This is a genomic window from Actinacidiphila sp. bgisy144, assembly GCF_057708105.1.
Genome location: NZ_JBYIRM010000018.1, coordinates 24,409 through 49,569, shown reverse-complemented (window position 1 = coordinate 49,569; position 25,161 = coordinate 24,409). Strand labels below are relative to the sequence as shown.

Sequence of the window (25,161 nt, the reverse complement as noted above, 5' to 3'; positions counted from 1 at the left end):
GCCGGGTCGAAGGCCGGGGTCGGGGCCCCGGACATGCGTTCCTAGTCCGCCCGGAGCAGGTCCGGCACGCCCGCCTCGTCCGGCAGGTCCGCGGGCACCGCCAGCACCGTCAGCCGCTGCGTGGCCCGGGTCAGCGCCACGTACAGCGTGCGCAGCCCCGCGGGCGACTCCTCGGCGATCTCCGCGGGCGCGACGACCACCGTGGCGTCGTACTCCAGCCCCTTGGCCTCCAGGCTGCCCAGCGCCACCACGCGGTCGCCCAGGCCCTCCAGCCAGCCGCGGGCCTGCGCGCGGCGGTCCATCGCCACCACGACACCGACGGTGCCGTCCACCTCGGCCAGCAGCCGCCGCGCAGCTGCCCGCACATCGGCGCCCAGGTCGTCGCCGGCCACCTCGTAGCGCGGCGCGATCCCGGTGGTGCGCACCGCGCGCGGCGAGGGGCTGCCGGGCATCGCCAGCGCCAGCACGGTCGCGGCGACCTCGGCGATCTCCGCGGGGTTGCGGTAGTTGACGGTGAGGGTGAAGCGGCGGCGCGGGCGGCTGCCGAGCGCCTCGTCGCGGGCCCGGGCCGCCTCGTCGACGTCCGTCCAGGAACTCTGCGCCGGGTCGCCGACGATCGTCCAGGTCGCGGTGCGGCCGCGCCGCCCGACCATCCGCCACTGCATCGGCGTCAGGTCCTGCGCCTCGTCCACGATCACGTGCGCGTACTCGGTGCGCTCCCGCGCCAGCCGCTCCGCCCGCTCCCTGCGGGTCTCCGCGGCCGCCTGCGGCATCAGCTCCTCCAGGCCGGTGAGCTGGTCCAGCGGGTCGGCCTCGCGGCGCTTCTCCCGGGGCGGCGGCCCCAGCAGCGTGCCCAGCTCGTCCAGCAGCGCCACGTCGTGCACCGACGTGCCCTCCCGGCGCAGCGACCGCGCCACCCGGCGCACCTCCGGCGGGCTGAGCACCCGGCGCGCCCAGCGCGACAGCCGCTTGTCGTCGGCGAGCGCGGCAAGCACCCGGACCGGCTCCAGCACCGGCCACCAGGCATCCAGGAAGTCGGTGAAGTCCGGCTCGGTGCTGATGTCCTCGTCGAAGCCCGCGCGCTCCTGCGCGGCCAGGTCCGGGTCGTCGAAGCGGCGGCCGGTCTTGCGCCACAGCGCGTCCAGCAGCAGCCGCCTGGCGCGCGGGCGCAGCAGGTTGACCGGGGTGGTGCCGCCCAGCGCCTGCTGGCGCACCGCCTTCAGCTCCTCGGTCCCCAGCTCGACCCGGCGGCCGAAGGCGACCACCCGCAGCCGGACCGGCCCGGTGCCTGCGCCCGCTCCGGTACCTGCTCCCGTGCCGCTGCCCGTGCCCGTTCCCGCGCCCGCGGGCAGCTCCAGGCAGCCGCGGGCGGCGTTGCGCAGCACCTTCTGCATCCGCAGCGAGCCCTTGATCCGGGCCACCGCCGGGTCGTCGTACAGATCGGCCGTGACGCCGTCGACCAGCGAGCCGACCGCGCGGATCGCGACCTGGCCCTCCTCGCCGAGCGACGGCAGGACGCCCTCGGTGTAGGCGACCAGTAGCGGGGTGGGGCTCACGCACAGGATGCCGCCCGAGTAGCGGCGCCGGTCCTGGTAGAGCAGGTACGCCGCCCGGTGCAGGGCCACCGCGGTCTTGCCGGTGCCGGGACCGCCGGACACCTCGGTCACCGACGCGGCGGGGGCGCGGATCACCACGTCCTGCTCGGCCTGGATGCTGGAGACGATGTCCCGCATGCTGTGCGTCCGCGCCTGGCCGAGCGCGGCCATCAAGGCGCCGTCGCCGACCACCGGCAGGCCCGTGGCCAGCTCCGGGCGCAGCAGGTCGTCCTCGACGCCCAGCACCCGGCGGCCCTTGGAGCGGATCACCCGGCGGCGCACCACGCGTCCGGGCGCGACGGGCGTGGAGCGGTAGAAGGGCGCGGCGGCCGGCGCGCGCCAGTCGATCACCAGCGGCGCGTACTCCGCGTCGAGCACGCCGATCCGGCCGATGTGCAGGGTCTCGGCGACGTCCGCGGTGCCGTCGGCGCGGACCGCGTCCTCGGCGGGCTCGACGGAGGTGTAGGCGCCGTCGGCGCCCTTCACGCCGTCCTTGCCGCGCAGCAGGTCGATCCGGCCGAAGAGGAAGTCCTCGAACTCGTTGTTCAGGCGGTTGAGGTGGATGCCGGCGCGGAAGACCTGTGCGTCGCGCTCGGCGAGCGCCCCGGGCGTGCCGACCTGCCCGCGCTTGGCGGCGTCGTCCATCAGGAACTCGGCCTCGTGGATCTTCTCCGCCAGGCGGCGGTACACCCGGTCCAGGTGCGCCTGCTCCGCGGCGATCTCCTGGTCCCGGACCCCCGGTGCTGTGGTCTGCGCTGCCACGCAGGACCCCCTTCTGGTGTGCGGCGCCCCGCGCGAGTCCGTGCGTGGGGCAGCCTGCAACCGTACTTGACCTGCGCCCGGCTGCCCACCCGGCCACGCAGGCCGCGCGGTTGCCCGACCGCGAAGGGGCGCCGGGGCGGCGGGCCGAAGGGAGCACAAGGGGCGAAGGGGACCTTGAGGAGGGTGCGCCGGGGTACGCCGGAGCGGCCCGGTGCCGGTTCGGGCGGGCGCTTCGGGAGGCGGGCGCTTCGGGGGGCGGGCGCTTCGGGGGGTCTATGGATGCGAGGTCAGCCGCAGCTGGTGTCGGACCCGTCGGCGGGGGGCTCCTCACGGGGGTCGAGCGCCAGCCGGTACCCGCGCTTGACGACCGTCTGCACCAGCCGCGGCTCCCCCAGCGCCGTACGCAGCCGGGCCATCGCCGTCTCCACCGCGTGCTCGTCGCGCCCGGCGCCCGGCAGCACCCGCAGCAGGTCGCCGCGGCCGACCACCCACCCCGGGCGGCGCGCCAGCGCCCGCAGCAGCGCCATGCCCGCAGGCGGCACCGGCCGCAGCCGCCCGTCGACGACGGCCGCGTGGCCGCGGACCTCCACGCGGTGCCCGGCCACCGGAAGCGCGTCCACCCGGGCCGGCAGCTCGCGCGCGACCAGCTGCACCAGCGGGCCCAGCCGGAAGCGCTCGGGCTGCCGGGTCGGCACGTCCCGCTCCTGGAGCTGGAGCGCGGTCACCGGGCCCACGCACGCCGCCAGCACCGGGCCGCGCAGCGCCGCCAGCAGCTCCGGCAGCTGCCCGCGCTGCTCCGCCCGGTCCAGCAGCGACGCCACCGCGGGCGCGGAGGTGAACGTCACCGCGTCGAGGCCGCCCGCGAACACCGCGTCCAGCAGCCGGTCCACCGGCCCCAGGTCCTCCGGCGGCATCCACCGGTAGACCGGCACCGCCACCACCCGCGCCCCGGCCAGCCGCAGCGCCTCGGCGAACCCGGCGGCCGGCTCGCCGTGCAGCTGGACGGCCACGCACCGCCCCTCGACGCCGTCGGCCAGCAGCCGTTCCAGCACCTCGGCCATCGACTCCGACGCCGGTGACCACGCCTCGGTGAGCCCGGCCGCACGGACCGCGCCGCGCACCTTCGGGCCGCGGGCCAGCAGCCGGGTCTCGCCCAGGCGCCGCAGCAGCGCCTCGCCCAGGCCCCAGCCGTCGGCCGCCTCGATCCAGCCGCGGAAGCCGATCGCGGTGGTGGCGACCACCACGTCCGGCGCGTCGTCCAGCAGCCGCTTGGTGGTCGCCAGCAGCTCCGTGTCGTCCGACAGGGGCATGATCCGCAGGCTGGGGGCCCGCAGCACCACCGCGCCGCGCCGCTCCAGCAGCGCGGCCAGCTCGTCGGCCCGGCGGGCGGCGGTCACCCCGACCGTGAACCCGGCGAGCGGCGGCACCCCCGCGGGGGTTTCGGCATGCGCTTCCATGGCTGCTCCACTCGCTGACCTGACCTGTCCGCGCGCCGCGGCCCGCTGCCCCGGCGCGACGCCGCCCCGGGAGGGTCATCCTCCCAACCCGGGGTGACGGGTTCGGTTCACCGGGATTTCCCGGGTGTTACGTGCAGTGTCACCCGACGGGCGCCGACCTGAGCCGCCGTCCGCCGGGCGGGCACCGCTCAGACCTCGGCGTACGCTTGCGTCCCCGCCGGGACCGCCTGCGCCGCGCCGTCCTCGCTCCCCCCGCGCGCCGCGGCCGGCCGCCGCAGGTATACGGCCCAGGTGAGCGCGAAGCACACAGCGTAGTAGCCCAGGAACGCCACGAAAGCGGGCGTGCCGCTGCCCGCGTTCAGGAACGCCTCCCGGAAGGCGAGGTTGATGCCGACCCCGCCCAGCGCGCCGACCGCGCCGATCAGCCCCATGGACGCGCCGGACAGCCGACGCCCGTACGCCGCGGCCTCCTCCCCGGTCAGCCCGCGGGCCTCGGCCTTCTTCTGGAAGATCCCCGGGATCATCTTGTACGACGACCCGTTGCCGAGTCCGCTGAGCACGAACAGCGCGATGAAGCCGACCAGGAACGTCCCCAGCGACTTCGCCTCCGACGCGGCCACCACCACACCGGTCGCCGCCGCCATCGCCAGGAAGTTCCACCAGGTGATCCGGCCGCCGCCGAACCTGTCCGCCAGCCGCCCGCCGACCGGGCGGACCAGCGAGCCGAGCAGCGGCCCGATGAAGGTCAGGTACGCCGCCTGCAACGGGGTGCGCCCGAACTGGTTCTGGAGCACCAGGCCGAAGGCGAAGCTGTAGCCGATGAACGACCCGAAGGTGCCCACGTACAGCAGCGACATGATCCACGTGTGCGGGTCGCGGGCGGCGTCCAGCGCGGCCCCGGTGTCATTGCGCACCGGGGCGAGGTTGTCCATGAACAGCGCGGCCAGCACCGCCGCGACCACGATCAGCGGGATGTAGACCGCCAGCACCACTCGCGGGTGCCCCGCCCCGGCGGTGCCGATCACCAGTAGCCCGACGAGCTGGATCGCCGCCACCCCGAGGTTGCCGCCGCCCGCGTTCAGCCCGAGCGCGTAGCCCTTCTCCCGCAGCGGGTAGAAGGAGTTGATGTTCGTCATCGACGAGGCGAAGTTCCCCCCGCCGACGCCGGTCAGCGCCGCCACCACCATCAGCGTCGAATACGACACCCCGGGCTTGACCACGAACGCCGCGGCCACCGTCGGCACCAGCAGCAGCGACGCGCTCACCACCGTCCAGTTGCGGCCCCCGAACACCGCCACCGCGAACGTGTACGGCACCCGCAGCACCCCGCCGACCAGCGTCGGCAGCGCCACCAGGAAGAACTTGCCGCCCGGGTCCACCCCGTAGGCAGGCCCCATGAACAGCACCATCACCGACCACAGGCTCCACACCGAGAACCCGATGTGCTCCGACAGCACGGAGTACGCCAGGTTCCGCCGGGCCACCTGCCGCCCGCCGCCCTCCTGCCAGAACCTCTCGTCCTCGGGGTCCCACTGCTCGATCCACCGGCCCATCACGCCGCCTCCCGCCGTAGCCGCCTGCCGCACTGACAAGGCGACGCTACGAACCCCGGGTTTCGGGTGCCCCGACCCCGGCGTGACGCGCGCGCAACCACCCACTCACCCGCGCCCCGGGCCGGATGTGAGCCGAGCAGGGAGGCACGGCCCGGCGGCAGGCGACGGCAAACGACGACAGGCGAGGCGCGCCCGCGCTGTTCGCGGGCACACCTCGCCTGTCGTGTTCAGTGGAGATGGTGGAGATGGCGGGAATCGAACCCGCGTCCTGTGGTGCGGAACCAGGGCTTCTCCGAGCGCAGTCCGCTGTGCTTTTCTCGGCCCCGGCAGTCACGCGGACAAGCCGCCGACGGGCCCAGCCACTGTGAGGTTTCCCGCCGTGCCCCGTGGCCGGGCTCGGCGGTTGAGTCCCCTGAATGATGCCAGGGTCCGGGTCGGGAACATCCCCGGGCTGACACTCCGCGGAGTCTTCGCTAGCTGCTAATTAGGCAGCGAGAGCGAAGGCGGAGGAATCGCGCTTGGAATTGGCGATTATTGGTTTCGGCATATGGTTAACGAGATCATTGCCGCTTCCTCGGCTCGCTTCCCCTGCTTCGACATCCCCAGTCGAAACCGATCATCCCCATGTGGTGTTGTCAAGGTGCACCGCCGGTTTCCCGGCGGTCGGTACTGCTGGCCCTGCGTGCACCAGTGTAGTGCCACAACCGGCCAGGGAGCCACCGTATTCCCGCGCGCCGCGGCTCAGCCGCGCTGGCGGCGGCGCGCCGCGGAGATCGCGCGGTCGGTCTCGCGCCGGTCCTGCTTCTCCCGCAGCGTCTGCCGCTTGTCGTACTCCTTCTTGCCCTTGGCGAGGGCGATCTCGACCTTCACCCGGCCGTCCTTGAAGTACAGCGCCAGCGGGATCACGGTGTGCCCGGTCTCCTGGGACTTCTGGTCGAGCTTGTCGATCTCCGCGCGGTGCAGCAGCATCTTCCGCTTGCGGCGCGCGGCGTGGTTCGTCCAGGTGCCCTGCGTGTACTCGGGGATGTGCACGTTGTAGAGGTACGCCTCGCCGCCCTCCAACTGCGCGAAGCCGTCCACCAGCGACGCGCGGCCCAGCCGCAGCGACTTCACCTCGGTGCCGGTGAGCACCAGCCCCGCCTCGTACGTGTCGAGGATGAGGTAGTCGTGCCGCGCCTTCTTGTTCTGCGCGATGATCTTGCGACCCGTCTCTTTAGCCATAGCCGGGCCATTCTCCCACTACGAGGGGGCTCCTAGGCCAGCGAATACCTCGCGGCTCGCGGCCACCGGGTCCTGGCCGCCGGCGACCACGACGTCGGGGGTGATGCCGGTGCCCTCGACCGTACGGCCGTCCGGCAACCGGTAGTGGCCCACGGTCAGTTCGGCCACCGAGCCGTCCGCGAGGGTGGTGGGCATCTGGACCGAGCCCTTGCCGAAGGTGCGCGAGCCGATGACGACCGCGCGGCCCCGGTCCTGGAGCGCGCCGGACAGCATCTCGGCCGCGCTCATGGTGCCGCCGTCGACCAGGACGACCAGCGGCACCGAGGTGTCGCCGCCGTCCGCCGCGTAGAGCGCCTGCTGCTGTCCGTGCACGTCGTAGGTGGCGACGAGGCCGCCGTCCAGGAAGGCCGACGCGGTGGCGACCGCCTCGGCGACCAGGCCGCCGGAGTTGCCGCGCAGGTCGAGCAGGACGCCCTCGCCGCGGGCGGCGGCGTCCCGGACCGCGGCGGCGACCTGCGCGCCGACGCCCTTGGTGAAGGCGTCCACCGCGATCACGGTCGGGCCGTCCTGCTGCCGGGTGACGGTGACCGAGTCGGTGACCAGCGTGGCGCGGTGCACCGCGACCGTCCAGTCACGGGCACCGCGTTCGACGTCGAGCGTGACGCGGCTGCCCGGCACGTTGTCGCCGCGCAGGTCCGCGACGACCTCGGTGACGGGCAGGCCGGTACATCGGGTGCCGCCGATCGCGGCGAGCACGTCGCCGCCGCGCAGCCCGGCCCGGTCGGCGGGGCTGCCCGGCTGGACCCCGGCGATCTGGATGCGGCCGCCGTCGATCCGGCGCACCGAGACACCGGTGCCGACGTAGCGGCCCGCCAGGGCCTGCTGGAATCCGGCGTACTCCTGGGCGGTGTAGGAGGTGGACCAGCGGTCGCCGCTGCGGCTGACGAGTTTCTGGGCGGCGTCCGGCCCGGTGGTGCCCGGGGCGGCCGCCCGTCCGGTGCGGTCGCCCGCCGCGGGGGTCGTGCCGGTGCCGGCCGGGACGCCGCCGCCGTCGCGGCCGTCGTCGGCGGCGCCGCCCGGGGTGGCGGACGCGGTGGCGCCGCCCGGGGCCGGGCCTGCGGACGGGCCGGCGGCGGTCGGCGCGGCACCGGCCGGGGCCGCGGCCACCAGCTGCCCGTTCCTGCGGGCGGAGGTGTCGACCCCGGTGAGACCGCTCGCGGCTGCGCCGGTGGCGAGCATCGCACCGCACATCAACGTCAAGGTGGCCCCGCGGCGCCAGCGGCGGGGCGTCCCGAACAGCGACGGGCCGGACATGGCCGGAAGTCTAGGGCAGAACCCGCGCCGGCAGGGGGAGTTGCGGCTACACCCGGCCGCGGCGCACCGCAACCTCCGGGATGCGCGCATCGGCCCGACGCGGGCCGTACGACGGCCGTAAGCGGGTCGGCGCCCCGGGAGCACCGGCCCGCGTACGGACCAGGTCCCGGGGCGCCGCCCCGCCTCGTTCAACACCGACCGGCCAGGAGCCTCGGCGGACTGTCAGACCCTCAGGTAGCGGCGCAGGGCGATGAACGCCGCGAGCGCCGGCATGGCCACGCCGATCACCAGCACCAGCGGGAGCACCTGCACCACCGGGCCCCAGCCGATGAACGACACCAGCGGGATCTTGTCCTGGAGTCTGAGGCCCGCGTCGATCAGGAAGTACCGCCCGCCGAGCAGCATCACGCACGCCAGTCCCGCGCCGACCAGCCCCGCGAAGGCGGCCTCCATGATGAACGGCATCTGGATGTAGAAGCTCGACGCGCCCACCAGCCGCATGATCCCCGTCTCCCGGCGCCGGGAGAAGGCGGACACCCGCACGGTGTTGATGATCAGCAGCATGGCCACGGTGAGCATGAACGCCAGCACCACGTACGCGACCCGGGTCATGCCGTTGAGCAGGTCGAAGAGGTTCTGCAACACCTTGCGCTGGTCCTCCACGGACTGCACGCCCTTGCGCCCGTTGAAGGCGCTCGCCACCACCTCGAACTTCGTCGGGTCCTTCAGCTTGACCTGGTAGCTCTGCTCCATCTGGTCCGGCGTGATGGAGTCGGCGAGCTGCTTGTTGGACTTGAACTGCTCCTTGTAGTGCTTGTACGCGCCCTCGGCCGACTCGTAGTAGATCTTCTTGACGACCGGCAGCTTCTTCAGGTCCGCGAGGATCTGGGCCTTCTGGTCGTCGGTCACCGGGCCCGAGGCGCAGTTGGGCGTGGTGGCCGCGTCGTTCTTGTTGCAGAGGTAGACGCTCACCTCGACCTTGTCGTACCAGTAGCCCTTCATCGCGTCGACCTGCTTGTTCACCAGCAGGGCACCGCCGGTGAGGGCGAGCGAGAGGGCCACGGAGATGACGACGGCAAGAGTCATCGTGAGGTTCCGGCGGAGACCGACGCCGATCTCCGACAGAACGAACTGGACACGCATGAGGGTCGGGGTTCCTTCCGGAGGGTTGGTGTGTGAGCGGGCGGCCGCAGTCAGTGCTGGTAGCCGTACACACCGCGCGACTGGTCGCGGACCAGTCGCCCCTTCTCGAGTTCGATGACGCGCTTGCGCATCTGGTCGACGATGTTCTGGTCGTGGGTGGCCATCACCACGGTGGTGCCGGTCCGGTTGATCCGGTCCAGCAGCCGCATGATGCCCACCGACGTCTGCGGGTCGAGGTTTCCGGTCGGCTCGTCCGCGATCAGGAGCATCGGACGGTTGACGAAGGCGCGGGCGATCGCCACGCGCTGCTGCTCACCACCGGACAGCTCGCCGGGCATCCGGTCGTCCTTGCCGGCCAGGCCGACCAGGTCGAGCACCTCGGGCACGGTCTTGCGGATGGTGCCGCGCGGCTTGCCGATGACCTCCAGTGCGAACGCCACGTTCTCGGCGACGGTCTTGTTCGGCAGCAGCCGGAAGTCCTGGAAGACGGTGCCGAGTTGGCGCCGCATCTGCGGGACCTTCCAGTTCGAGAGCCGGTTGAGGTCCTTGCCCAGCACGTGCACCATGCCGGTGTCGGTGCGCTCCTCGCGGAGGATGAGACGCAGGAAGGTCGACTTCCCGGAGCCGGACGAGCCCACCAGGAAGACGAACTCCCCTTTCTCGATCTCCAGCGACACGTCCCGCAGGGCGGGGCGGTTCTGCTTGGGATAGGTCTTGGTGACGTTGTCGAAACGGATCACGTTGGCACCAGGGGTTGCGGGATCGGGGTTTGGGGTAGGGCCGGATAGGGGATGTGGGGGCGACACTACGCGACCTGGCGACGCGCGCGCAGTCGCGGTGAGTGGTTGGTGGCCCGGGCCACAGGGCACTCCTGGACAAAGCCGTCATTGGACCCTTCCGCACCGCGCTTCCATCGCCGGCGGACCGGCCTCGGGGCGCTCTTCCCGGCCGAACCTGGCACAGTAGAAGGTGTGCACGTCAGCGACGGAGCGCGGCACCGGCCGCCGGAACCGCGCGGCGGGCACGGAGTAGACGCGTCGAGCCCAGGGAACGATTTCCAGACCGGGGGCGTTCACCGGACGGAAAAGGAGAGCGCGATGACGTTCGACCGACTGGTGTGTGCCAACTGCGCCGGCCCCGTGAGCGAGGGGCGCTGTCCGGTCTGCCGCGCGAACCGCGCGCGCATGGAGCAGCAGGGCGGTTGGTCGACGATATCCCCCGCCACACTGATAGCCGTCCTGGTGGCGCTGCTGGCGGTGGTCCTCGTCGTGGAGCACGCCACCGCGTAATACGTACGAAGCCCGGAGACGACAGGCGGGCCCGGAGCGCTGGTGTGCGCTCCGGGCCCGCCTTTTTCGTGCTGTTTATGCTTTTTCGTGCTTTTCGCGCTGCTACAGCGGTCAGGCCGCCGCGGCGCCGTCGCCGCCGCCGCGGTTGACCAGGCGCGGGGTGAGGCGGAAGCCGATCCCGCCCGCGATCAGGGTCGCGGCGCCGATGATCATGAAGGTGGTGCCGCTGGAGCCGGTCTCGGCCAGCTGCGAGGTGGTCTTGCCCTGCTGGACCTGCTGGTTGTCGGTGCTGGCGTTGTTGCCGCAGTCGACGCTGTCACCGGACAGGGTGCAGGTGTTGTCGTTGCCGCCCGAGGTGGACGAGCCGCCGGAGGTGGAGGAGCCGCCACCGGTGGACGAGGAGCCGCCCGTGCTGGACGAACCGCCGGAGGTGGAGGAGCCGCCGCCGGTGGACGAGGAACCACCCGAGCCGCTGTCGCCGCCGGTGGTCGTGGTGTCGCCACCCGAGGTGCCGTTGCCACCGCCGGTGCCGTTGTCGCCACCGGTCGTGGTCGTGTCACCGCCGGTGCCGTTGTCGCCACCGGTCGTCGTGGTGTCGCCGCCGGTGCCGTTGTCGCCACCGGTCGTCGTGGTGTCGCCGCCGGTGCTGTCGTCGCCGCCGGTCGTGGTGCTGTCACCGCCGGTGCTGTCGTCGCCGCCGATGGAGGCGAGGCCACCGATCGTGGTCGTGTCACCACCGGTGCTGCTGTCGCCGCCGCCCGTGGTGCTGTCACCACCGGTGCTGCTGTCGCCACCGGTCGTGGTCGTGTCGCCACCGGTGCCGTTGTCGCCACCGCCCGTGGTGCTGTCACCGCCGGAGGCGCCCTCGGTCACCCCGCTGGTGATGCCCCCGATGAGATCCAGCGCCGACGCCGGCTTCACGGACGAGGTGCTGCTCGGCTGGGACGCCGCCTGAGCAGCACCCACCGCCGTCAGCGAGGCGCCCGCCGCGATGACAGCGGCCGCGGCGATGCGAGTGACGCGCAGCCGTGTGTTGCGCTTGGTCATGTCTCAAGTACCCCCATCAGATGTCTGCTTAGGGATGCGCCGCCATGCGGAGTGCGGTGCCACTGGGGCCCGGATGCGCCCGCCCCCAAACGCTCACACCACATAAACATGCGCATGCCGCGCAACACCCTTGCGACTTTGCCCAGCACCGTCAAGGTCGTTACGCACGCCTTGGGCGAATTGCCCGGCTGTGACCGTCACTTCTGTACAGCACTGTGACAACGGCGCCGCAACTGCCGCCGTGCACCGGGCGGTTGCGCGGCGGCGCCGGCCGTCCTACGCGTCGGCCTTCTCGCGGGACTTGCGCCAGCGGATGCCCGCCTCGATGAAGCCGTCGATGTCCCCGTCGAGCACGCCCTGCGGGTTGCCGACCTCGTGCTCGGTGCGCAGGTCCTTCACCATCTGGTAGGGGTGCAGGACGTACGAACGCATCTGGTTGCCCCAGGAGTTGCCGCCGTCGCTCTTGCCGAGCGAGTCCATCAGGGCCTGCTCCTCCTGGCGGCGCCGTTCCAGCAGCTTGGCCTGGAGGACGTTCATCGCGCTCGCCTTGTTCTGGATCTGCGAGCGCTCGTTCTGGCAGGAGACCACGATGCCGGTCGGCAGGTGGGTGATGCGGACCGCGGAGTCGGTGGTGTTGACGCCCTGGCCGCCGGGCCCGGACGCGCGGTAGACGTCGACGCGCAGCTCGGACTCGTCGATCTCCACGTGGTCGGACTGCTCGACGACGGGCAGCACCTCGACACCGGCGAACGACGTCTGGCGGCGGCCCTGGTTGTCGAACGGCGAGATCCGCACCATGCGGTGGGTGCCCTGCTCGACGGACAGGGTGCCGTAGGCGTACGGCGCCTTGACGGTGAAGGTGGTCGACTTGATGCCGGCCTCCTCCGCGTACGACGTCTCGTAGATCTCGGTGGGGTAGCCGTGCCGCTCGGCCCAGCGCAGGTACATCCGCTGGAGCTGCTCGGCGAAGTCCGCGGCGTCCACCCCGCCGGCCTCGGCGCGGATGTTGACCAGCGCCTCGCGGGCGTCGTACTCGCCGGAGAGCAGGGTGCGGACCTCCATCTCGTCCAGCGCCTTGCGGACCTGCTCCATCTCGGCCTCGGCCTCGGCGCGGGTGTCGGCGTCGTCCTCGGCCTCGGCCAGCTCGAAGAGCACCGCGAGGTCGTCGATCCGGCCGCGGAGCGTCTCGGTCTTGCGCAGCTCGGCCTGGAGGTGCGACAGGCGGCTGGTCACCTTCTGCGCGTTCTCCGGGTCGTCCCACAGGGACGGGGCCGCGGCCTGCTCCTCGAGCGCGGCGATGTCGCCCCGCATCCGGTCGAGGTCGAGCACGGCCTCGATCGACCCCATGGTGGAGGAGAGGGACTTCAGTTCTTCGGAAACGTCGACGATCGCCACGGGGTCAAGCCTACCGGCTGGTCGGGTGATGGGCGGTTTTCGGTCGTACCGCGGCTTCGGAGCGGCTCGCACGGCCGACCGGGCGGCCACGGGGGCAGGCGGGGCAGGTGGTGGGGCGGCCGCCGCTGCGCCGGCTTCGTCGGGCGGCGCTCACGCGGCGGCCGTCGCACGGGTCAGGCGGCCCTTGGCCGTCAGCAGGTAGACCTCCAGCGTGTGGGCGGAGGCGCCGGCGCCGACCGGGCCGATCGCGCCCTCGGGCCGGGCCAGGCCGCCGGCCGCCGCGGTGCCGTCCGCACTGCGGTTGCCGGCGGTGTCGGCCGGGTCCGCCGGGTCCGCCGAGTCCGCCGCGTCGGTGACGAGGCCGCCGGAGAAGACGTACAGGTGGTCGCCGTCGGGCAGCGCCTCGACCCGGGAGCTGCCCTCGACCGAGCCGATCACCACCGCGGTCCGCCAGGCGCCGTCGGAGAACGGCAGCCGCAGCACCGCGTTGTCCGCCTTGCGTACGACGAAGGCGTCCAGGGTGCCGCGGCCGGTGGAGACCAGCGCGGGCGCGTCCTTGATCCGGCCCGGGGTGGGCACCGCGGCCCAGGCGTTCCAGCGGCCGTCGACCAGCGAGGCGGTCACCAGGTCGCCGCCGACCCGGCCCACCAGGTCGATCCGGCCGGGCGCGGAGGAGGCCGCCGCGGGCGCCGCGTCGAAGTGGGTGCGCTCGTCGACCTGGAGCCAGGGCTGCCAGTAGCCGCCGGTCAGGGTGCGGCGGTAGAGCAGGCCGTCGGTGCCCAGCGCGAACAGGTCGACCGACCCGGACTTCGCGGACACCACGGCCGGGTCGGCCTGGACGCTGATCCCGGTGAGCTTGTGCCACGGGCCGTAGCCCGAGCCGTCCCGCACCACGTACCAGATGTTCTTGTCGGTGCCGCGGGCGAAGACGTAGGTGTGGCCGCCCTCGACGAGCACCCGGGGGCCGCCGGTGAGCGGCACCCCGGCGGCGGGCGCGTCATGGAAGGCGGACCACTTCGGCAGGTCGACCGGGGCGCCGGTGCGGCCCTGCGGGGAGTCGGCGCCCCCGGTCGGGGCGGCCGTGGCGCTGTGGGCGGCGCTGGTGTCGTGGGCCGGGTCGGTGCCCTGACCGGTACCGGCCGAGGGGGCCTCGTCGTCGCGGGAGGTGCCGCCGGAGCCGGAGTGGCCGTGGTCGGGGGACCCGGCGGAGGCGATGCCCCAGCCGCCCAGCCCGGCGACGGCGAGCGCGGCCGCGGCGGCCGCGGCCAACTTGATCCGCCGCTGGCGCACGGCGTCGGAGACCGAGCGGTGGCGGGGGCTGGCGGGGCGGTCGGGGGCGGAGGCGCGGCCCCGGGAGGTGTCCTTGCCGGCGGACTTCCCGGCGGGATTCCCGCCGCCGGTGCCTGCCGCCGGGTCCGCGCCGCCGGGTCTCTCGGGCCGCCCGTCCCGGCCGGTACGCGCGGCCTCGGCGGCGAAGCCCGCCAGTTCCTCGGCGGTGGGCAGCTTGATGCTGGTGTGGGTGTCGCGGCTGGAGTCCGGGGCGGTACCGCGCACCAACGGCACCGCGCCGCGCCTGCGGTCGCCGGTGCCCGCCGCGGGCCGTGCCGGTTCGCGGTCGGCGCCGAAACCGGCGGGCTCGTCGGCGTCGTCGTACACCCCGCCCGCGGGCTCCGGCTCGCCGCCGGCGCCGGGCGCGGCCACGTCCAGGGCGGGCAGCCCGGCCAGCTCCGGCAGCAGCTCCCGCAGCCGCTCGGCGAGCTCCCCCGCCTTCAGCCGGGACGCGGGGGCCTTGGCCAGGCACTGCGCGAGGATCTGCCACAGCTCCGGGACCAGCCCGGGCAGCGGCTGTACGGCCTCGGTGACGTGCCGGCGCAGCACGGCGCCGGGGTGGCCGCCGCCGAACGGCGTGAAGCCGGCGAGGAGTTCGTAGAGCACCGTGGCCAGGGCGTAGATGTCCACGGAGGCGCGCGGCGGCAGGCCCTCGATGATCTCGGGGGCGAGGTAGTCGGGGGTGCCGATGATCCGGGTCGCGCGGGTGCGGCGCGGGGTGTCCACGAGGCGGGCGATGCCGAAGTCGGTGAGCAGCGCGGGCGGGGCGCCGCCGGGGCCGGCCGCCGCGGCCGAGTCGAGCAGTACGTTCTCGGGCTTGACGTCGCGGTGCACCACGCCGCCGGCGTGGGCGGCGGCCAGGCCGTCGGCGACGTCGGCGGCGATCGCCACGGCCGCCTCGGGCAGCATCCGGCGCTCGCGCTCCAGCCGGGAGCGCAGGTCGGTGCCGCGTACCAGGTCCATCACCAGCGCGAGGTCGGTGCCGTCGACCACGAGGTCGCGGATGCCGACGATGTGCGGGTCGTCCAGCGACAGCAGCGCGGTGCGCTCCTGCACGAAGCGGCCCACCAGGTCCTGGTCGGAGGCGAGGTCCTCGCGCAGCAGCTTGATGGCGACCGGGCCCTCGGGACCCTCGCCGAGCCACACGGTGCCCGCCGAACCGCGCCCCAGCACCTGGTGGGCGGTGTACCGGCTGCCGATCTTCCTGGCCAAGACTGCTCCGACTCCTCCGACGGTCCGTCGCGGCGCCGCCCGCCGAGGGCGTCAGGTGGGGCCGGGACGCCGTGCGGCACCGCGTGATGGCTCGTGTTGGCGACAAAGCTACGCGGCTCGGCGGCAGTTCGGGACGCCCCCGGGCAGTGAGGAACCGTTCTGCCGGAGAAATCACCCTCTGGAAGTCGACAAATCCCCAACCCGGCCCGCATATCGGGGTGTACGGCCACCTGACGCGGCATCGGCCGCCGTGTCAGTTGCTGCCCGAGCCGCCGCCGGAGTCACCGGTGATCGCGGCGACCTTGTCCCAGGCGCTGTGCACCCAGCTCGACGTCGCGTCCCACAGGTTGCGGGTGCTGTTCACCCAGTCCGGCAGCGGGGTCGTGTACCAGACCACGACGAAGATGACCACCAGCACCAGGATCACCATCAGGCAGCCCTTCAGGCAGCCCAGGCCCGGGATCTTCATCGGGTTGGCGCTGCGCCGCGGCTGCCGCGGCTCGCGCGGCGCGGTGGCCGGCGGGCGCTGCGGTTCGTACCGCTGGGGCTCGTAGTTCTGCGGCGGCGGCTGGTAGCGCTGCTGCTGGGGCTGCGGGGACTGCGGGGGCTGCTGCCGCGGATACGGCCGGCCGCCGTCGTACTGCTGCGGCGGCTGCGCGGGCTGCTGCTGCGGCTGGGCGCGGCGGACCGGGCGGCGGTAGAGCGGGTCCATCTCCGGGGGGACCCGGCTGACCTCGGTCTGCTCGTTGCGGTGCCGGGCGGCGTTGAGCTGGGACTCCCACGGGTGCGGGCCCTGCGCCTGCGGCGGGCCCTGCGCCTCGGCGGTGGGCAGCACCCGGGTGCCGTCGGCGGCGTTCGCGGCGTCGGCGGCGGTCGCGGCGGTCACCGCGCCCTGGAAGCGGTCCGAGGGGAGCACACCGGTCGTGGCGTTCGGGTCGTAGGCGGCGCTGCCGGCCGGCAGCACCTGGGTGGGCTCGGCGTCGCCGGTGCCCGGCACCGGCGCGGGGTCGACGTCCGGCCCGAGCAGCGCGCCCACCCCGAGCGCGGCCTCGGCCTGCGCCGGGCTGGCGTGCACGCCCACGCCCGCGGCGACCACCCGCAGCGCCCGCGCCAGGTTCTCCGCGCTGGGCCGCTGCGCGGGGTCCTTGCGGAGGCAGCGCTCGATGACCGTCCACAGCGGCTCCGGTACGGTGCGGGGCCGCTCGGGCTGGTCGGCCATGTGGGCGCGCAGCACCTCCAGCGCGGACTCGCCGCGGAACGGGGCGTGCCCGGTGACCAGCTCGTACATCAGCACGCCGGCGCCGTACACGTCGACCGCCGAGGTCTGCGGGCGGCCCTGCGCGGACTCCGGCGCGACGTACGCCGGGGTGCCCACGAACTCCTCGGTGCGGGTCACCCCCGGGGAGTCGGCCAGCCGGGCGATGCCGAAGTCGGTGAGCATCGGGTGCATCGTCTCGGCGCCGTCCTCGCCGGTGGCGGTGGCGAGTAGCACGTTGGCGGGCTTCAGGTCGCGGTGCACGATGCCGTCCGCGTGGCTGGCGGCCAGCGCGTCCGCGACGGCCGCGGTCAGCAGGGCGGTGCCGATCGGGCTGAACGGGCCGTTCTCCCGCAGGTAGCGGTGCAGGTCCGGGCCGTCGATCAGGTCCATGACCAGGGCGAGCAGGTCGCCCTCCACGACAAGGTCGCGGACCCGCACGATGTGCGGGTGGCGGAGCCTGAGCAGGGCGGAGCGCTCGCGCAGGAAGCGCATCACCACGTCCGGGTCCCCGGCCAGCTCCTCCTTGAGGACCTTGACCGCCACCTGCGTACCCTCGTCGTCGCGCACCCGGGCACGCCAGACGGTCCCCGTGGCGCCCCGTCCGAGCGGCTCCTCCAGGAGGTATTTGCTGCCTACCGGCCGCACGTCATGCGCTCCCTGCGTGATGGTCCTTCGTCTTCCCGGCTCCGGCCCAGCGTAGAGCCTGCCGCCCCACGGTGCCGGATTCCCTTCCAGACGCCACCCCAGCTCCCCCGGTTGCCTCCGAACGCTGTGCGCTGCGCAGCACCCGCACGTACGCAGGGGGGCGCGGGAAACCGCGCCCCAAGCCACCCAGGCACCCGCAGCCGAACACCCACCGCAAGAACCACCGACCCAGGCGCGCGGGGAACTGCGCGACCGGCCACCGACCGGCCCGCGGCCGGGAACCGGCAGGCACCCCCGTGGCGGGAAGCCGGCGCGCGGCCACGGGGCACCGCGAGGCGCGGAGGGGCGGTGCGGGCCCGGCACAGGGGGTGGGAGGATGCATGGGTCAAGTCGCCGCGCGGCCAAGTCAGTAGCAGCCGCACGCAGTGACTCGTAGGTGTCGGGTCGCGGCCCGCCCCGCGCCGGGGGAGGACGTTCCCGGACGGGGGCGCGGGCCACGGGCGGATCAGAGCAGAAGGGACCGCGGACGAGATGCAGATCCGGCTGACCGTCCTCGGGCCGCGCGGCAGCGGCCGGGCAGCTCGCGGCTGCGACGTGCTGGTGACGGCACCCGCGGGCACCACCTTGGGCGCCGTGGCCGGCGCGCTGGCCTCGGCGGCCGGCTCGGGCCAGCCCGGGGGCCGCTCCTCCGCCGCCCCGGTCGCGCTGTACGCGGGCAGCGGACGGCTGGCCCCGACCGCGGTCCTCGGCGCCCCGCCCCTCGTGGACGGCGCGCTGATCTCCCTGCACGCCCCCGCGGAGCAGCATGGCGACCACGGCCAGTACGGCCGTTTCGGCCAGTACGGGCGGCCGCCGGCGGACCTCGCCGCGCTGCACGTGGTGGGCGGCCCCGACGCGGGCGGCGTGCACTTGCTCCAGGGCGGCCAGGCGGCGGTGGGCCGCTCCGCGGACGCGGACGTCCCCCTCGACGACCCCGACGTCTCCCGCCTGCACTGCGAGATCGCGGTGGGCTCCGACGGCGCGGTCACCGTCGCCGACCTCGGCTCGACCAACGGCACCGTGCTGTCCGGGCGCCCGGTGGGCGTCGACCCGCTGCCGTTCGCGCCCGGCGCGCTGCTGCGGATCGGCGAGTCCACGCTCAGCGTCACCCCGCCGCGCCCGGCCGCCCCCGCGCCGCTGGCGACAGCCCCCGACGGCGAGGGGCACCTGCGGGTCTCCCCGCGCGGCGCGGCCGCACCGGAGAGCGCCGCGGAGCCCGACGGCGCCACCGCGTACGGCAGCGGCCCGTACACCCCCGCGGCCGCCGACCCGGGCCCGGCACCGACCACGGCCCCGGCCCCGGCCCCGGGAGCGTCCGCGGGACCGTACGAGGACACCGGCCGCGAGGAACGCCACGGCGCGGACGGCACCCACGGGGTGGGCCTGCGCCTCGGCACCCCGACGGAAGCCGAGTGGCCGCCGGCCGAGCCGCCCGCCGCGGACAGCTCCCGGCGCCCGACCGGCGAACGCAACCGCCGCGACCTCGACGAACCGGCGCGGGCCGGGGTCGTCGGCGCGATAGGCGCCTGGGCACGGCGGCTGGCGGGCGCCCGCCCGGCACCCGAGGACGCCGCGGCCGACCCACTCCCCGCCGCCGACGACCCGGCCGCCGCGGAGGCGCTGCGCGAGCGCTGGCCCGACCCGGCGGCGGTCCTGCTGACCGCGCTCGGCCCGGGCCGGCGGCTGTGGGAGCGCGGCCACGCCCACCCGGACGCGCTGACCGTACGCCTGGGCACCGCCGATCTGGCGGCGCCGGACGGCGGGCTGCTGCGCGGCGCCCCGTACACCGTGGACCTGCGGGCCCCGGGCGGGTCCGCGCTGACCCTGGCCGGGCCCCGGCCGCGGCTGGCCGGGCTGGCGAGGGCGGTGCTCGCACAGCTGTGCGCGCTGCACTCCCCGGCCACGCTGGAAGTGGTGCTGGTCAGCGCGGACCGCACGCGCGGCGCGGACGAGCGCACCGAGGAGTGGTCCTGGCTGAACTGGCTGCCGCACCTGCGCCCCGCGCACGGCCAGGACTGCCGGCTGCTGCTCGCCTTCGACCGCGACCAGGCCGAGGCACGCGCCGCCGAGCTGGTGCGGCGGCTGGAGTCGGGCCCGCTCGGGCCCGGTTGGGCGACCGCTCCCCCGGCCGCAGTCGCCGCGGCGGCGGCGCGCCACGACGGCCCGTACACCCTGGTCGTCCTCGACGGCGACCCCGGCTCGCAGGCGCTGCGCGACGCGCTGGGCCGGATAGCCGTGGCCGGCCCGTCGGCCGGCGTCCATCTGCTGTGCCTCGCCGAGACCGGCGAACGCCCGCCCGTGCAGGGCGGTCTGGTGGCCCACGTCTCCGGCGACGTGGCGACCACGCTGCGCCTCCAGCCGGCCCCGGGCGCGTACGACGGCGCCGCGGCGGGTGCGGGGACGTATCCGGCGGAGCCGGTGGACGGCGTGATCGTGCTGGACGCGGTGTCCGCGGCATGGGCGGAGCACTTCGCCCGGGCGCTCGCGCCGCTGCGAGAGGCCGACGCGGGGTCGGTGGACGTGCCCTCACGGCATGTGCTGCCGGGCGCCGTACGGCTGCTGGACGAGCTGGACCTGGCGATCGCGACGCCGGCCCGGATCGCGGCGCGGTGGGCCGAGGCGCCCGGTGCCGCGTCGGGGGCGACCGCGGTGATCGGGGCGGGGGCGGGCGGCCGGGTGGCCGTGGACCTGGTGGCCGAGGGGCCGCACCTGATGCTCGGGGGCGCCGCGGGCAGCGGCAAGACGGAGCTGCTGCGCTCGGTGGTGGCGGCGCTGGCCGCGGCCGACCGGCCGGACCGGCTGGCGCTGGTGCTGGTGGACGGGGCGGGGGCGGAGCGCGGTGAGGGGCTGGCGTCCTGCGCGGACCTGCCGCACGTCTCCACGCACCTGGTCGCGTCGGACCCGACCCGGATGCGGGAGTTCGCGCAGGCGCTGAGCGGGGAGCTGAAGCGGCGCGCGGAGGTGCTGGGGGGCGAGGACTTCGCGGCGTGGCACAGCGCCCGGGGCGCGGTGGCGGGTACGGTGCCGCACCAGGGCGGGCGCGGGTCGGGCGGGCGTACGGGCTCGGGTGCGGGAACGGGTGCGGGAACGCGTGCGGGTTCACGTTCGGGTGAGGGCGGCGGCGCGCAAGCCGTGCCCGTACCCGTACCCGTACTGCCGCGCCTGGTCGTGGTCGTGGACGACTTCGACGCGCTCGTGGCGCCGGGGCTCGGCAGTCCGGGGCGGCCGTCCGCGGGCAGCGTGGTGCGGGCCCTGGAAGCGGTGGCGCGGGACGGCGAGCGGCTCGGGGTGCACCTGGTCGCCGCGACCGGGCGGCCCGAGCGGACCGCGGGCACCGAGGCCGACGAGCGGGCCCGGCTGCGGATCGCGCTGCGGACCGCGGACCCGGAGTCGGCCGCGCTGCTGGTGCACGTGGAGGACCCGGCGGGGCTGGACGAAGCGGTGCCCGGGCGCGGTTACCTGCGGCGGCCGGGCGGCGCGGTGACGCCGTTCCAGGCCGCCCGGGTCAGCGCGCGCATCCCGCGTACGGCGACGCTGCGGCCGACCGTGGTGCCGTTGGAGTGGGAGCGGATGGGCGACCCGCCGGCGCGCCGCCAGGTGCGTGAACTCGGCAACGGGCCCACCGACTTGGCGCTGCTGGCCAGTGCGCTGCAACGCGCCGCCGAGTCGCCGGCCGACGAGTCCGGGCCGCGCGGCGCGGCGGCGTCCGCCGGTGCCGGTGCGGGTGCGGGTGCGTCGGGCAGCGCGGGTGCGTCGGGCGGCGCCCCGGCGGCGCCGACGAAGCCGCTCGTCTGATCGGGGCGCTGGGCCCTCGAGGGCGCCCAGCGGTCCCCGGTCGGGCCGTTCGGCGCCGCTTTGCGCCCGGACCTGACGGTCCGTCCGTTTCCGTACCGAAGGATTGAGTTCAAGATCACGGCATCGTCACAATGACCCCCGCAGGCTCCGACACGGCCTTGCGAGCGCCGTCGCGCCGGGCGTAGGACAGTCGCCAACGGGACTGAGGGGATGACGACATGCGTACCTTACGGCGCAAAAGCACCAACGACGCACGACGGAGAACGCGGGGGACCGCGCGCATCGCGCTCGCTGCGGTGACCGTGTCCGCGCTCGCGCTCACCACCGCGGCCTGCGGCGGGGGCAGCGACAAGAAGGACAGCTCCAAGAGCACGTCGTCGGCCTCCTCTTCGGGGAGCAACGGGTCCGACGGGAGCGAGTTGAACCTGCCGGACCTGCACGGGCAGAAGCTCGAGGTCGCGGCGGTGTGGACCGGTCCGGAGCAGAAGGCCTTCCAGAAGGTGCTGGACCAGTTCGACAAGCTGACCGGCGCGAAGTCCACCTTCGTACCGACCGGGGACAGCCAGTCGACCTTCCTGGGCACGAAGATCGAGGGCGGTGCCCCGCCGGACGTGGCGTTCCTCGCCCAGCCCGGCGTCCTGCACCAGTTCGCCGACAAGGGCTGGCTGAAGCCGCTCGGCGCGGGCGCACAGGCGCAGTTGAGCAAGAACTACTCCAAGGGCTGGCAGGACCTGGGCGCTTGGAAGGGCAAGCAGTACGGCGTCTACGCCAAGGTCGCCAACAAGTCGCTGATCTGGTACAACACATCGGCCTTCAGCAACGCGGGCGCGACCGTGCCGAAGACCTGGGCGGAGTTCCTGAAGACCGCCGAGACCGTCTACGAGTCCGGCACCCCGGCGGTGTCCATCGGCGGCGCGGACGGCTGGACCCTCACCGACTGGTTCGAGAACATCTACCTCTCGCAGGCCGGTCCGGCGAAGTACGACGCGCTGACCGCGCACAAGATCAAGTGGACCGACCCGTCGGTGAAGACCGCGCTGACCACGCTCGCGCAGCTCTTCGGCAACAAGGACCTGGTCGCCGGCGGCACGTCCACCGCGCTCGCCGACGACTTCCCGAAGTCGGTGACGCAGGTGTTCAGCAGCAACCCGCCGAAGGCCGCGATGGTCTACGAGGCCGACTTCGTGGCGTCGTTCATCACCGCCAACACCAAGGCGAAGGTCGGCACGGACGCGAAGGTGTTCCCGTTCCCGGCCGTCGGCAGCGGCAAGGCGCCGGTGGTCAGCGGCGGCGACGTCGGCGTGGCGCTGAAGGACAACGCGGGCGCGCAGGCGCTGCTCACCTATGTGGCGTCCACCGACGCGGCCAAGATCTGGGCGTCCAGCGGCGGTTACCTCTCGCCGAACAAGGCGCTGCCGTTCTCGGCGTACCCGGACGCGACCGAGCGCACCATCGCCCAGGCGCTGATCGCCTCCGGTGACGACTTCCGGTTCGACATGTCGGACCAGGCTCCGGCGGCCTTCGGCGGCACCAAGGGCCAGGGCGAGTGGAAGGACCTCCAGGACTTCCTCAGCAAGCCGTCCGATGTGGCCGGCGCGCAGGCGAAGTTGGAGTCGGACGCGGCCAAGGCGTACGGGAGCTGAGGCCGGATGGCTGACGCCTCTGTGCCAGGGGCGGGCGGTCCGGTCGGGGCGGGGGGCGGCTTCGGTGCCGTCCCCCGCCCGGCCGGGCCCGACTCCGCCCAAGGACCCGGGAATTTCGTCGACGGGCCGGCCGAGGGGCCCGGTTCCGGTCGGCGCCCCGGCCGGTTCCGCAGCGTCATGGGCACCCGCCCGTGGATCGTCGCGCTGTTCCTGCTGCCGGCGCTCGTCCTGCTGGGCGCGCTGGTGGCGTATCCGATCGGCTACACCGTCTACCGCAGTCTCTTCGACGCCAGCGGCGACTCGTTCGTCGGGCTGAAGAACTTCCGTACGGTCTTCACCGACCACGGCATCCTCACCGCGGTCCGCAACAACGCGATCTGGGTGGTGGTGGCGCCCACCGTGGCGACCGCGCTGGGCCTGGTCTTCGCGGTGCTCACCGAACGGGTGCGCTGGAGCACCGCGTTCAAGCTGGTCATCTTCATGCCGATGGCCATCTCGATGCTGGCCGCGGGCATCATCTTCCGGCTGGTCTACGAGCAGGACCCGTCGCGCGGGGTGGCGAACGCGGTGGTGGTGGCCGTGCACGACACGTTCACCAGCAACTCCGCCTACCCGGGGGCGCGGCCGCGGCCGGACAGCGACCTGAAGCCGACCGCGGGCGGGTCGTTCACCTCGACGTCCACCGCGCGCGTCGGCACGTCGGCGGACCTGCCGCTGGTCGGCATCCCGCAGACCGAACTGCCCTCCGGGGCGCGGCAGGCCAAGCCGGCGGCGACGCAGCCCGGCCATGTCACCGGCACCGTGTGGCTGGACTTCCGGCCCGGCGGCACCGGCAAGCCCGATGTCATCGACCCGGGCGAGAAGGCGCTGTCCGGGGTGAAGGTGCAGGCGGTCAAGGACGGCAAGGTGATCGCCTCGGCGACCTCCGGAAAGGACGGCACCTACGCGCTGCCCGCGAAGGCGGCGGGCGCCCAACTGCGGTTGCCCGCATCGAACTTCTCCGGCAAGTACAACGGCATCAACTGGCTCGGCCCGGACCTGGTCACCCCGTCGATCATCGGCTCCTACGTGTGGATGTGGGCCGGCTTCGCCATGGTGCTGATCGCGGCGGGACTTGCCGGGGTGCCGCGTGAACTGCTGGAGCAGGCCCGGGTGGACGGCGCGGGCGAGTGGCAGGTCTTCCGCCGGATCACCGTGCCGCTGCTGGCCCCCGTGCTGGTGGTGGTGATGGTGACGCTGATGATCAACGTGCTGAAGATCTTCGACCTCGTGTACATCATCGCGCCGGGCAACACCCAGTCGAACGCGAACGTGCTCGCGCTCCAGCTCTACCTGTCGTCCTTCGGCGGCGGCAACGACCTGGGCGTCGGCAGCGCGATCGGCGTGATCCTGCTGCTGCTGGTGCTGCCGGTCATGGTCTTCAACATCCGGCGGCTGCGCAGGGAGGGACGGCGATGAGCGCGGATGCGGGTATGAGTGCGGGTGCCGGTGCCGGTGCCGGTGCTGGCGCTGGTGCGGTCGCGGGGGTCGGCGCCGGTGCGGACAAGGGTGCGGGGGCCGGTACGAGTGCCGGCGCCGGCGCCGGTGCGGGGGCCGGTCGGCGCGGGATCGGGGCACGGCTGGCCGCCGGGGCGAGCGGCGGCCTGCTCCGGCTGGTGCTGCTGGTGGTGGCGCTGTTCTGGCTGATGCCCACCGTCGGGCTGCTGCTGTCCAGTCTGCGCAGCCGGCAGGACATCGCGGCCAGCGGCTGGTGGAAGGTCTTCACCTCGCCGACCCAGCTCACGGTCACCAACTACCGCTCCCTGCTGGACAACCACGCCATCACCAGCTCGCTGTGGAACACCGTGCTGATCACCGTGCCGGCCACCGTGCTGGTCGTGGTGATCGGCTCGCTGGCCGGCTACGCCTTCGCGTGGATGGAGTTCCCCGGCCGGGACTGGTGGTTCATCGGCGTGGTGGCGATGCTCGTGGTGCCGGTGCAGGTGGCGCTGGTCCCGGTGGCGAAGCTCTTCGGGAAGATCGGGATCTTCGGCGACATCTCCGGGGTGGTGCTCTTCCACACCGCCTTCGGGCTGCCGTTCGCGATCTTCCTGCTGCGGAACTTCTTCGCGGAGATCCCCCGCGAGCTGCTGGAGGCGGCGCGGCTGGACGGCGCCGGCGAACTGCGGCTGTTCGTACGGGTGATCATGCCGCTGGGCGGCCCGGCGATCGCGTCGCTCGGCATCTTCCAGTTCCTGTGGGTGTGGAACGACATGCTGGTGGCGCTGATCTTCGCCAACAGCGACTCGCAACCGATCACGGTCGCCCTCCAGCAGCAGGTCCGGCAGTTCAGCGACAACATCGACATCCTGGCCCCCGGCGCCTTCCTGTCGATGGTGGTCCCGCTGATCGTGTTCTTCGCGTTCCAGCGGCAGTTCGTCTCCGGCGTGATGGCCGGGGCGGTCAAGTAGCGCTGTCACGGCGC

Annotated in this window: 16 protein-coding genes, 1 other RNA gene and 1 pseudogene; 5 read left to right on the top strand and 13 right to left on the bottom strand. The window is 74.0% G+C overall.

The features are described from left to right. Positions 1-41 precede the first annotated feature (41 nt). The 8 genes from AC3EVP_RS21170 to ftsE all read right to left on the bottom strand — a co-directional run bounded on the left by AC3EVP_RS21170 (position 42) and on the right by ftsE (position 9,785). Positions 42-2,357 carry a HelD family protein gene (locus tag AC3EVP_RS21170; RefSeq protein ID WP_435131803.1) on the bottom strand — a complete coding sequence of 772 codons (2,316 nt, stop codon included), beginning with the start codon at positions 2,355-2,357 and terminating at the stop codon, positions 42-44. A 287-nt stretch (positions 2,358-2,644) separates the two neighbouring features. Then, positions 2,645-3,814 (bottom strand): uroporphyrinogen-III synthase, encoded by a 1,170-nt coding sequence (locus tag AC3EVP_RS21165; RefSeq protein WP_335977694.1) that lies wholly within the window; start codon positions 3,812-3,814, stop codon positions 2,645-2,647. Between the two features lie 188 nt (positions 3,815-4,002). Then, positions 4,003-5,367 carry a nitrate/nitrite transporter gene (locus AC3EVP_RS21160; protein WP_435131799.1) on the bottom strand — a complete coding sequence of 455 codons (1,365 nt, stop codon included), beginning with the start codon at positions 5,365-5,367 and terminating at the stop codon, positions 4,003-4,005. 237 nt (positions 5,368-5,604) lie between these two features. After that, positions 5,605-5,991, bottom strand: a transfer-messenger RNA (tmRNA) gene (gene ssrA / locus AC3EVP_RS21155). A gap of 117 nt (positions 5,992-6,108) precedes the next feature. Beyond that, the gene (gene smpB, locus AC3EVP_RS21150) at positions 6,109-6,588 is read right to left on the bottom strand and encodes an SsrA-binding protein SmpB (RefSeq protein ID WP_335977688.1); all 480 of its coding nucleotides are present in this window, start codon (positions 6,586-6,588) and stop codon (positions 6,109-6,111) included. 18 nt (positions 6,589-6,606) lie between these two features. Next, positions 6,607-7,902, bottom strand: coding sequence for a S41 family peptidase (locus AC3EVP_RS21145; protein ID WP_435131795.1), 1,296 nt, complete (start codon positions 7,900-7,902; stop codon positions 6,607-6,609). Positions 7,903-8,124: 222 nt separating this feature from the next. Next, complete coding sequence (gene ftsX / locus AC3EVP_RS21140; RefSeq protein WP_335977682.1) at positions 8,125-9,045, bottom strand: permease-like cell division protein FtsX; 921 nt, start codon at positions 9,043-9,045, stop codon at positions 8,125-8,127. A gap of 50 nt (positions 9,046-9,095) precedes the next feature. Then, the gene (gene ftsE, locus AC3EVP_RS21135; RefSeq protein ID WP_335977679.1) at positions 9,096-9,785 is read right to left on the bottom strand and encodes a cell division ATP-binding protein FtsE; all 690 of its coding nucleotides are present in this window, start codon (positions 9,783-9,785) and stop codon (positions 9,096-9,098) included. A gap of 357 nt (positions 9,786-10,142) precedes the next feature. Here ftsE and AC3EVP_RS21130 point away from each other — a divergent pair, with 357 nt between their 5' ends. Further along, on the top strand, positions 10,143-10,334 hold the full coding sequence (locus tag AC3EVP_RS21130; RefSeq protein ID WP_335977676.1) for a hypothetical protein: 192 nt from the start codon (positions 10,143-10,145) through the stop codon (positions 10,332-10,334). A gap of 111 nt (positions 10,335-10,445) precedes the next feature. Here the strand turns inward: AC3EVP_RS21130 and AC3EVP_RS21125 are convergent, their stop codons facing one another. The 5 genes and pseudogenes from AC3EVP_RS21125 to AC3EVP_RS21105 form a co-directional block, all read right to left on the bottom strand. Beyond that, positions 10,446-11,381 (bottom strand): hypothetical protein, encoded by a 936-nt coding sequence (locus tag AC3EVP_RS21125; RefSeq protein WP_435131792.1) that lies wholly within the window; start codon positions 11,379-11,381, stop codon positions 10,446-10,448. 276 nt (positions 11,382-11,657) lie between these two features. Beyond that, positions 11,658-12,776: a peptide chain release factor 2 gene (gene prfB, locus AC3EVP_RS21120; RefSeq protein ID WP_435131790.1), complete on the bottom strand. Its 1,119-nt coding sequence runs from the start codon at positions 12,774-12,776 to the stop codon at positions 11,658-11,660. Positions 12,777-12,926: 150 nt separating this feature from the next. Next, the gene (locus AC3EVP_RS21115) at positions 12,927-13,799 is read right to left on the bottom strand and encodes a DUF8189 domain-containing protein (RefSeq protein WP_488179819.1); all 873 of its coding nucleotides are present in this window, start codon (positions 13,797-13,799) and stop codon (positions 12,927-12,929) included. 195 nt (positions 13,800-13,994) lie between these two features. Then, a pseudogene (locus AC3EVP_RS21110) lies at positions 13,995-15,317 on the bottom strand (serine/threonine-protein kinase); the annotation flags it as partial. 253 nt (positions 15,318-15,570) lie between these two features. Next, a complete protein-coding gene (locus AC3EVP_RS21105) occupies positions 15,571-17,220 on the bottom strand; it encodes a serine/threonine-protein kinase (protein ID WP_435131787.1) in 1,650 nt (549 codons plus the stop codon). Positions 17,221-17,751: 531 nt separating this feature from the next. On the opposite strand from AC3EVP_RS21105, the gene AC3EVP_RS21100 reads away from it, so the two are divergent. The 4 genes from AC3EVP_RS21100 to AC3EVP_RS21085 all read left to right on the top strand — a co-directional run bounded on the left by AC3EVP_RS21100 (position 17,752) and on the right by AC3EVP_RS21085 (position 25,147). Further along, entirely contained in the window at positions 17,752-21,054 is a 3,303-nt protein-coding gene (locus tag AC3EVP_RS21100; protein ID WP_435131784.1) for an FtsK/SpoIIIE domain-containing protein, read from the top strand. 296 nt (positions 21,055-21,350) lie between these two features. Then, on the top strand, positions 21,351-22,697 hold the full coding sequence (locus tag AC3EVP_RS21095) for an ABC transporter substrate-binding protein (RefSeq protein ID WP_435131781.1): 1,347 nt from the start codon (positions 21,351-21,353) through the stop codon (positions 22,695-22,697). 177 nt (positions 22,698-22,874) lie between these two features. Next, positions 22,875-24,155, top strand: coding sequence for a carbohydrate ABC transporter permease (locus tag AC3EVP_RS21090; RefSeq protein WP_435131779.1), 1,281 nt, complete (start codon positions 22,875-22,877; stop codon positions 24,153-24,155). Beyond that, positions 24,152-25,147 (top strand): carbohydrate ABC transporter permease, encoded by a 996-nt coding sequence (locus AC3EVP_RS21085; protein ID WP_435131776.1) that lies wholly within the window; start codon positions 24,152-24,154, stop codon positions 25,145-25,147. Before AC3EVP_RS21090 ends, AC3EVP_RS21085 begins: the two co-directional genes overlap by 4 nt. Positions 25,148-25,161: the final 14 nt, after the last annotated feature.

Coding starts and splice junctions, on each gene's coding strand:
- AC3EVP_RS21165 (WP_335977694.1), bottom strand. CDS start 3,814: ATGGAAGCGCATGCCGAAACCCCCGCGGGGGTGCCGCCGCTCGCCGGG.
- AC3EVP_RS21160 (WP_435131799.1), bottom strand. CDS start 5,367: ATGGGCCGGTGGATCGAGCAGTGGGACCCCGAGGACGAGAGGTTCTGG.
- smpB (WP_335977688.1), bottom strand. CDS start 6,588: ATGGCTAAAGAGACGGGTCGCAAGATCATCGCGCAGAACAAGAAGGCG.
- AC3EVP_RS21145 (WP_435131795.1), bottom strand. CDS start 7,902: ATGTCCGGCCCGTCGCTGTTCGGGACGCCCCGCCGCTGGCGCCGCGGG.
- ftsX (WP_335977682.1), bottom strand. CDS start 9,045: ATGCGTGTCCAGTTCGTTCTGTCGGAGATCGGCGTCGGTCTCCGCCGG.
- AC3EVP_RS21130 (WP_335977676.1), top strand. CDS start 10,143: ATGACGTTCGACCGACTGGTGTGTGCCAACTGCGCCGGCCCCGTGAGC.
- AC3EVP_RS21125 (WP_435131792.1), bottom strand. CDS start 11,381: ATGACCAAGCGCAACACACGGCTGCGCGTCACTCGCATCGCCGCGGCC.
- AC3EVP_RS21100 (WP_435131784.1), top strand. CDS start 17,752: ATGCAGATCCGGCTGACCGTCCTCGGGCCGCGCGGCAGCGGCCGGGCA.
- AC3EVP_RS21090 (WP_435131779.1), top strand. CDS start 22,875: ATGGGCACCCGCCCGTGGATCGTCGCGCTGTTCCTGCTGCCGGCGCTC.
- AC3EVP_RS21085 (WP_435131776.1), top strand. CDS start 24,152: ATGAGCGCGGATGCGGGTATGAGTGCGGGTGCCGGTGCCGGTGCCGGT.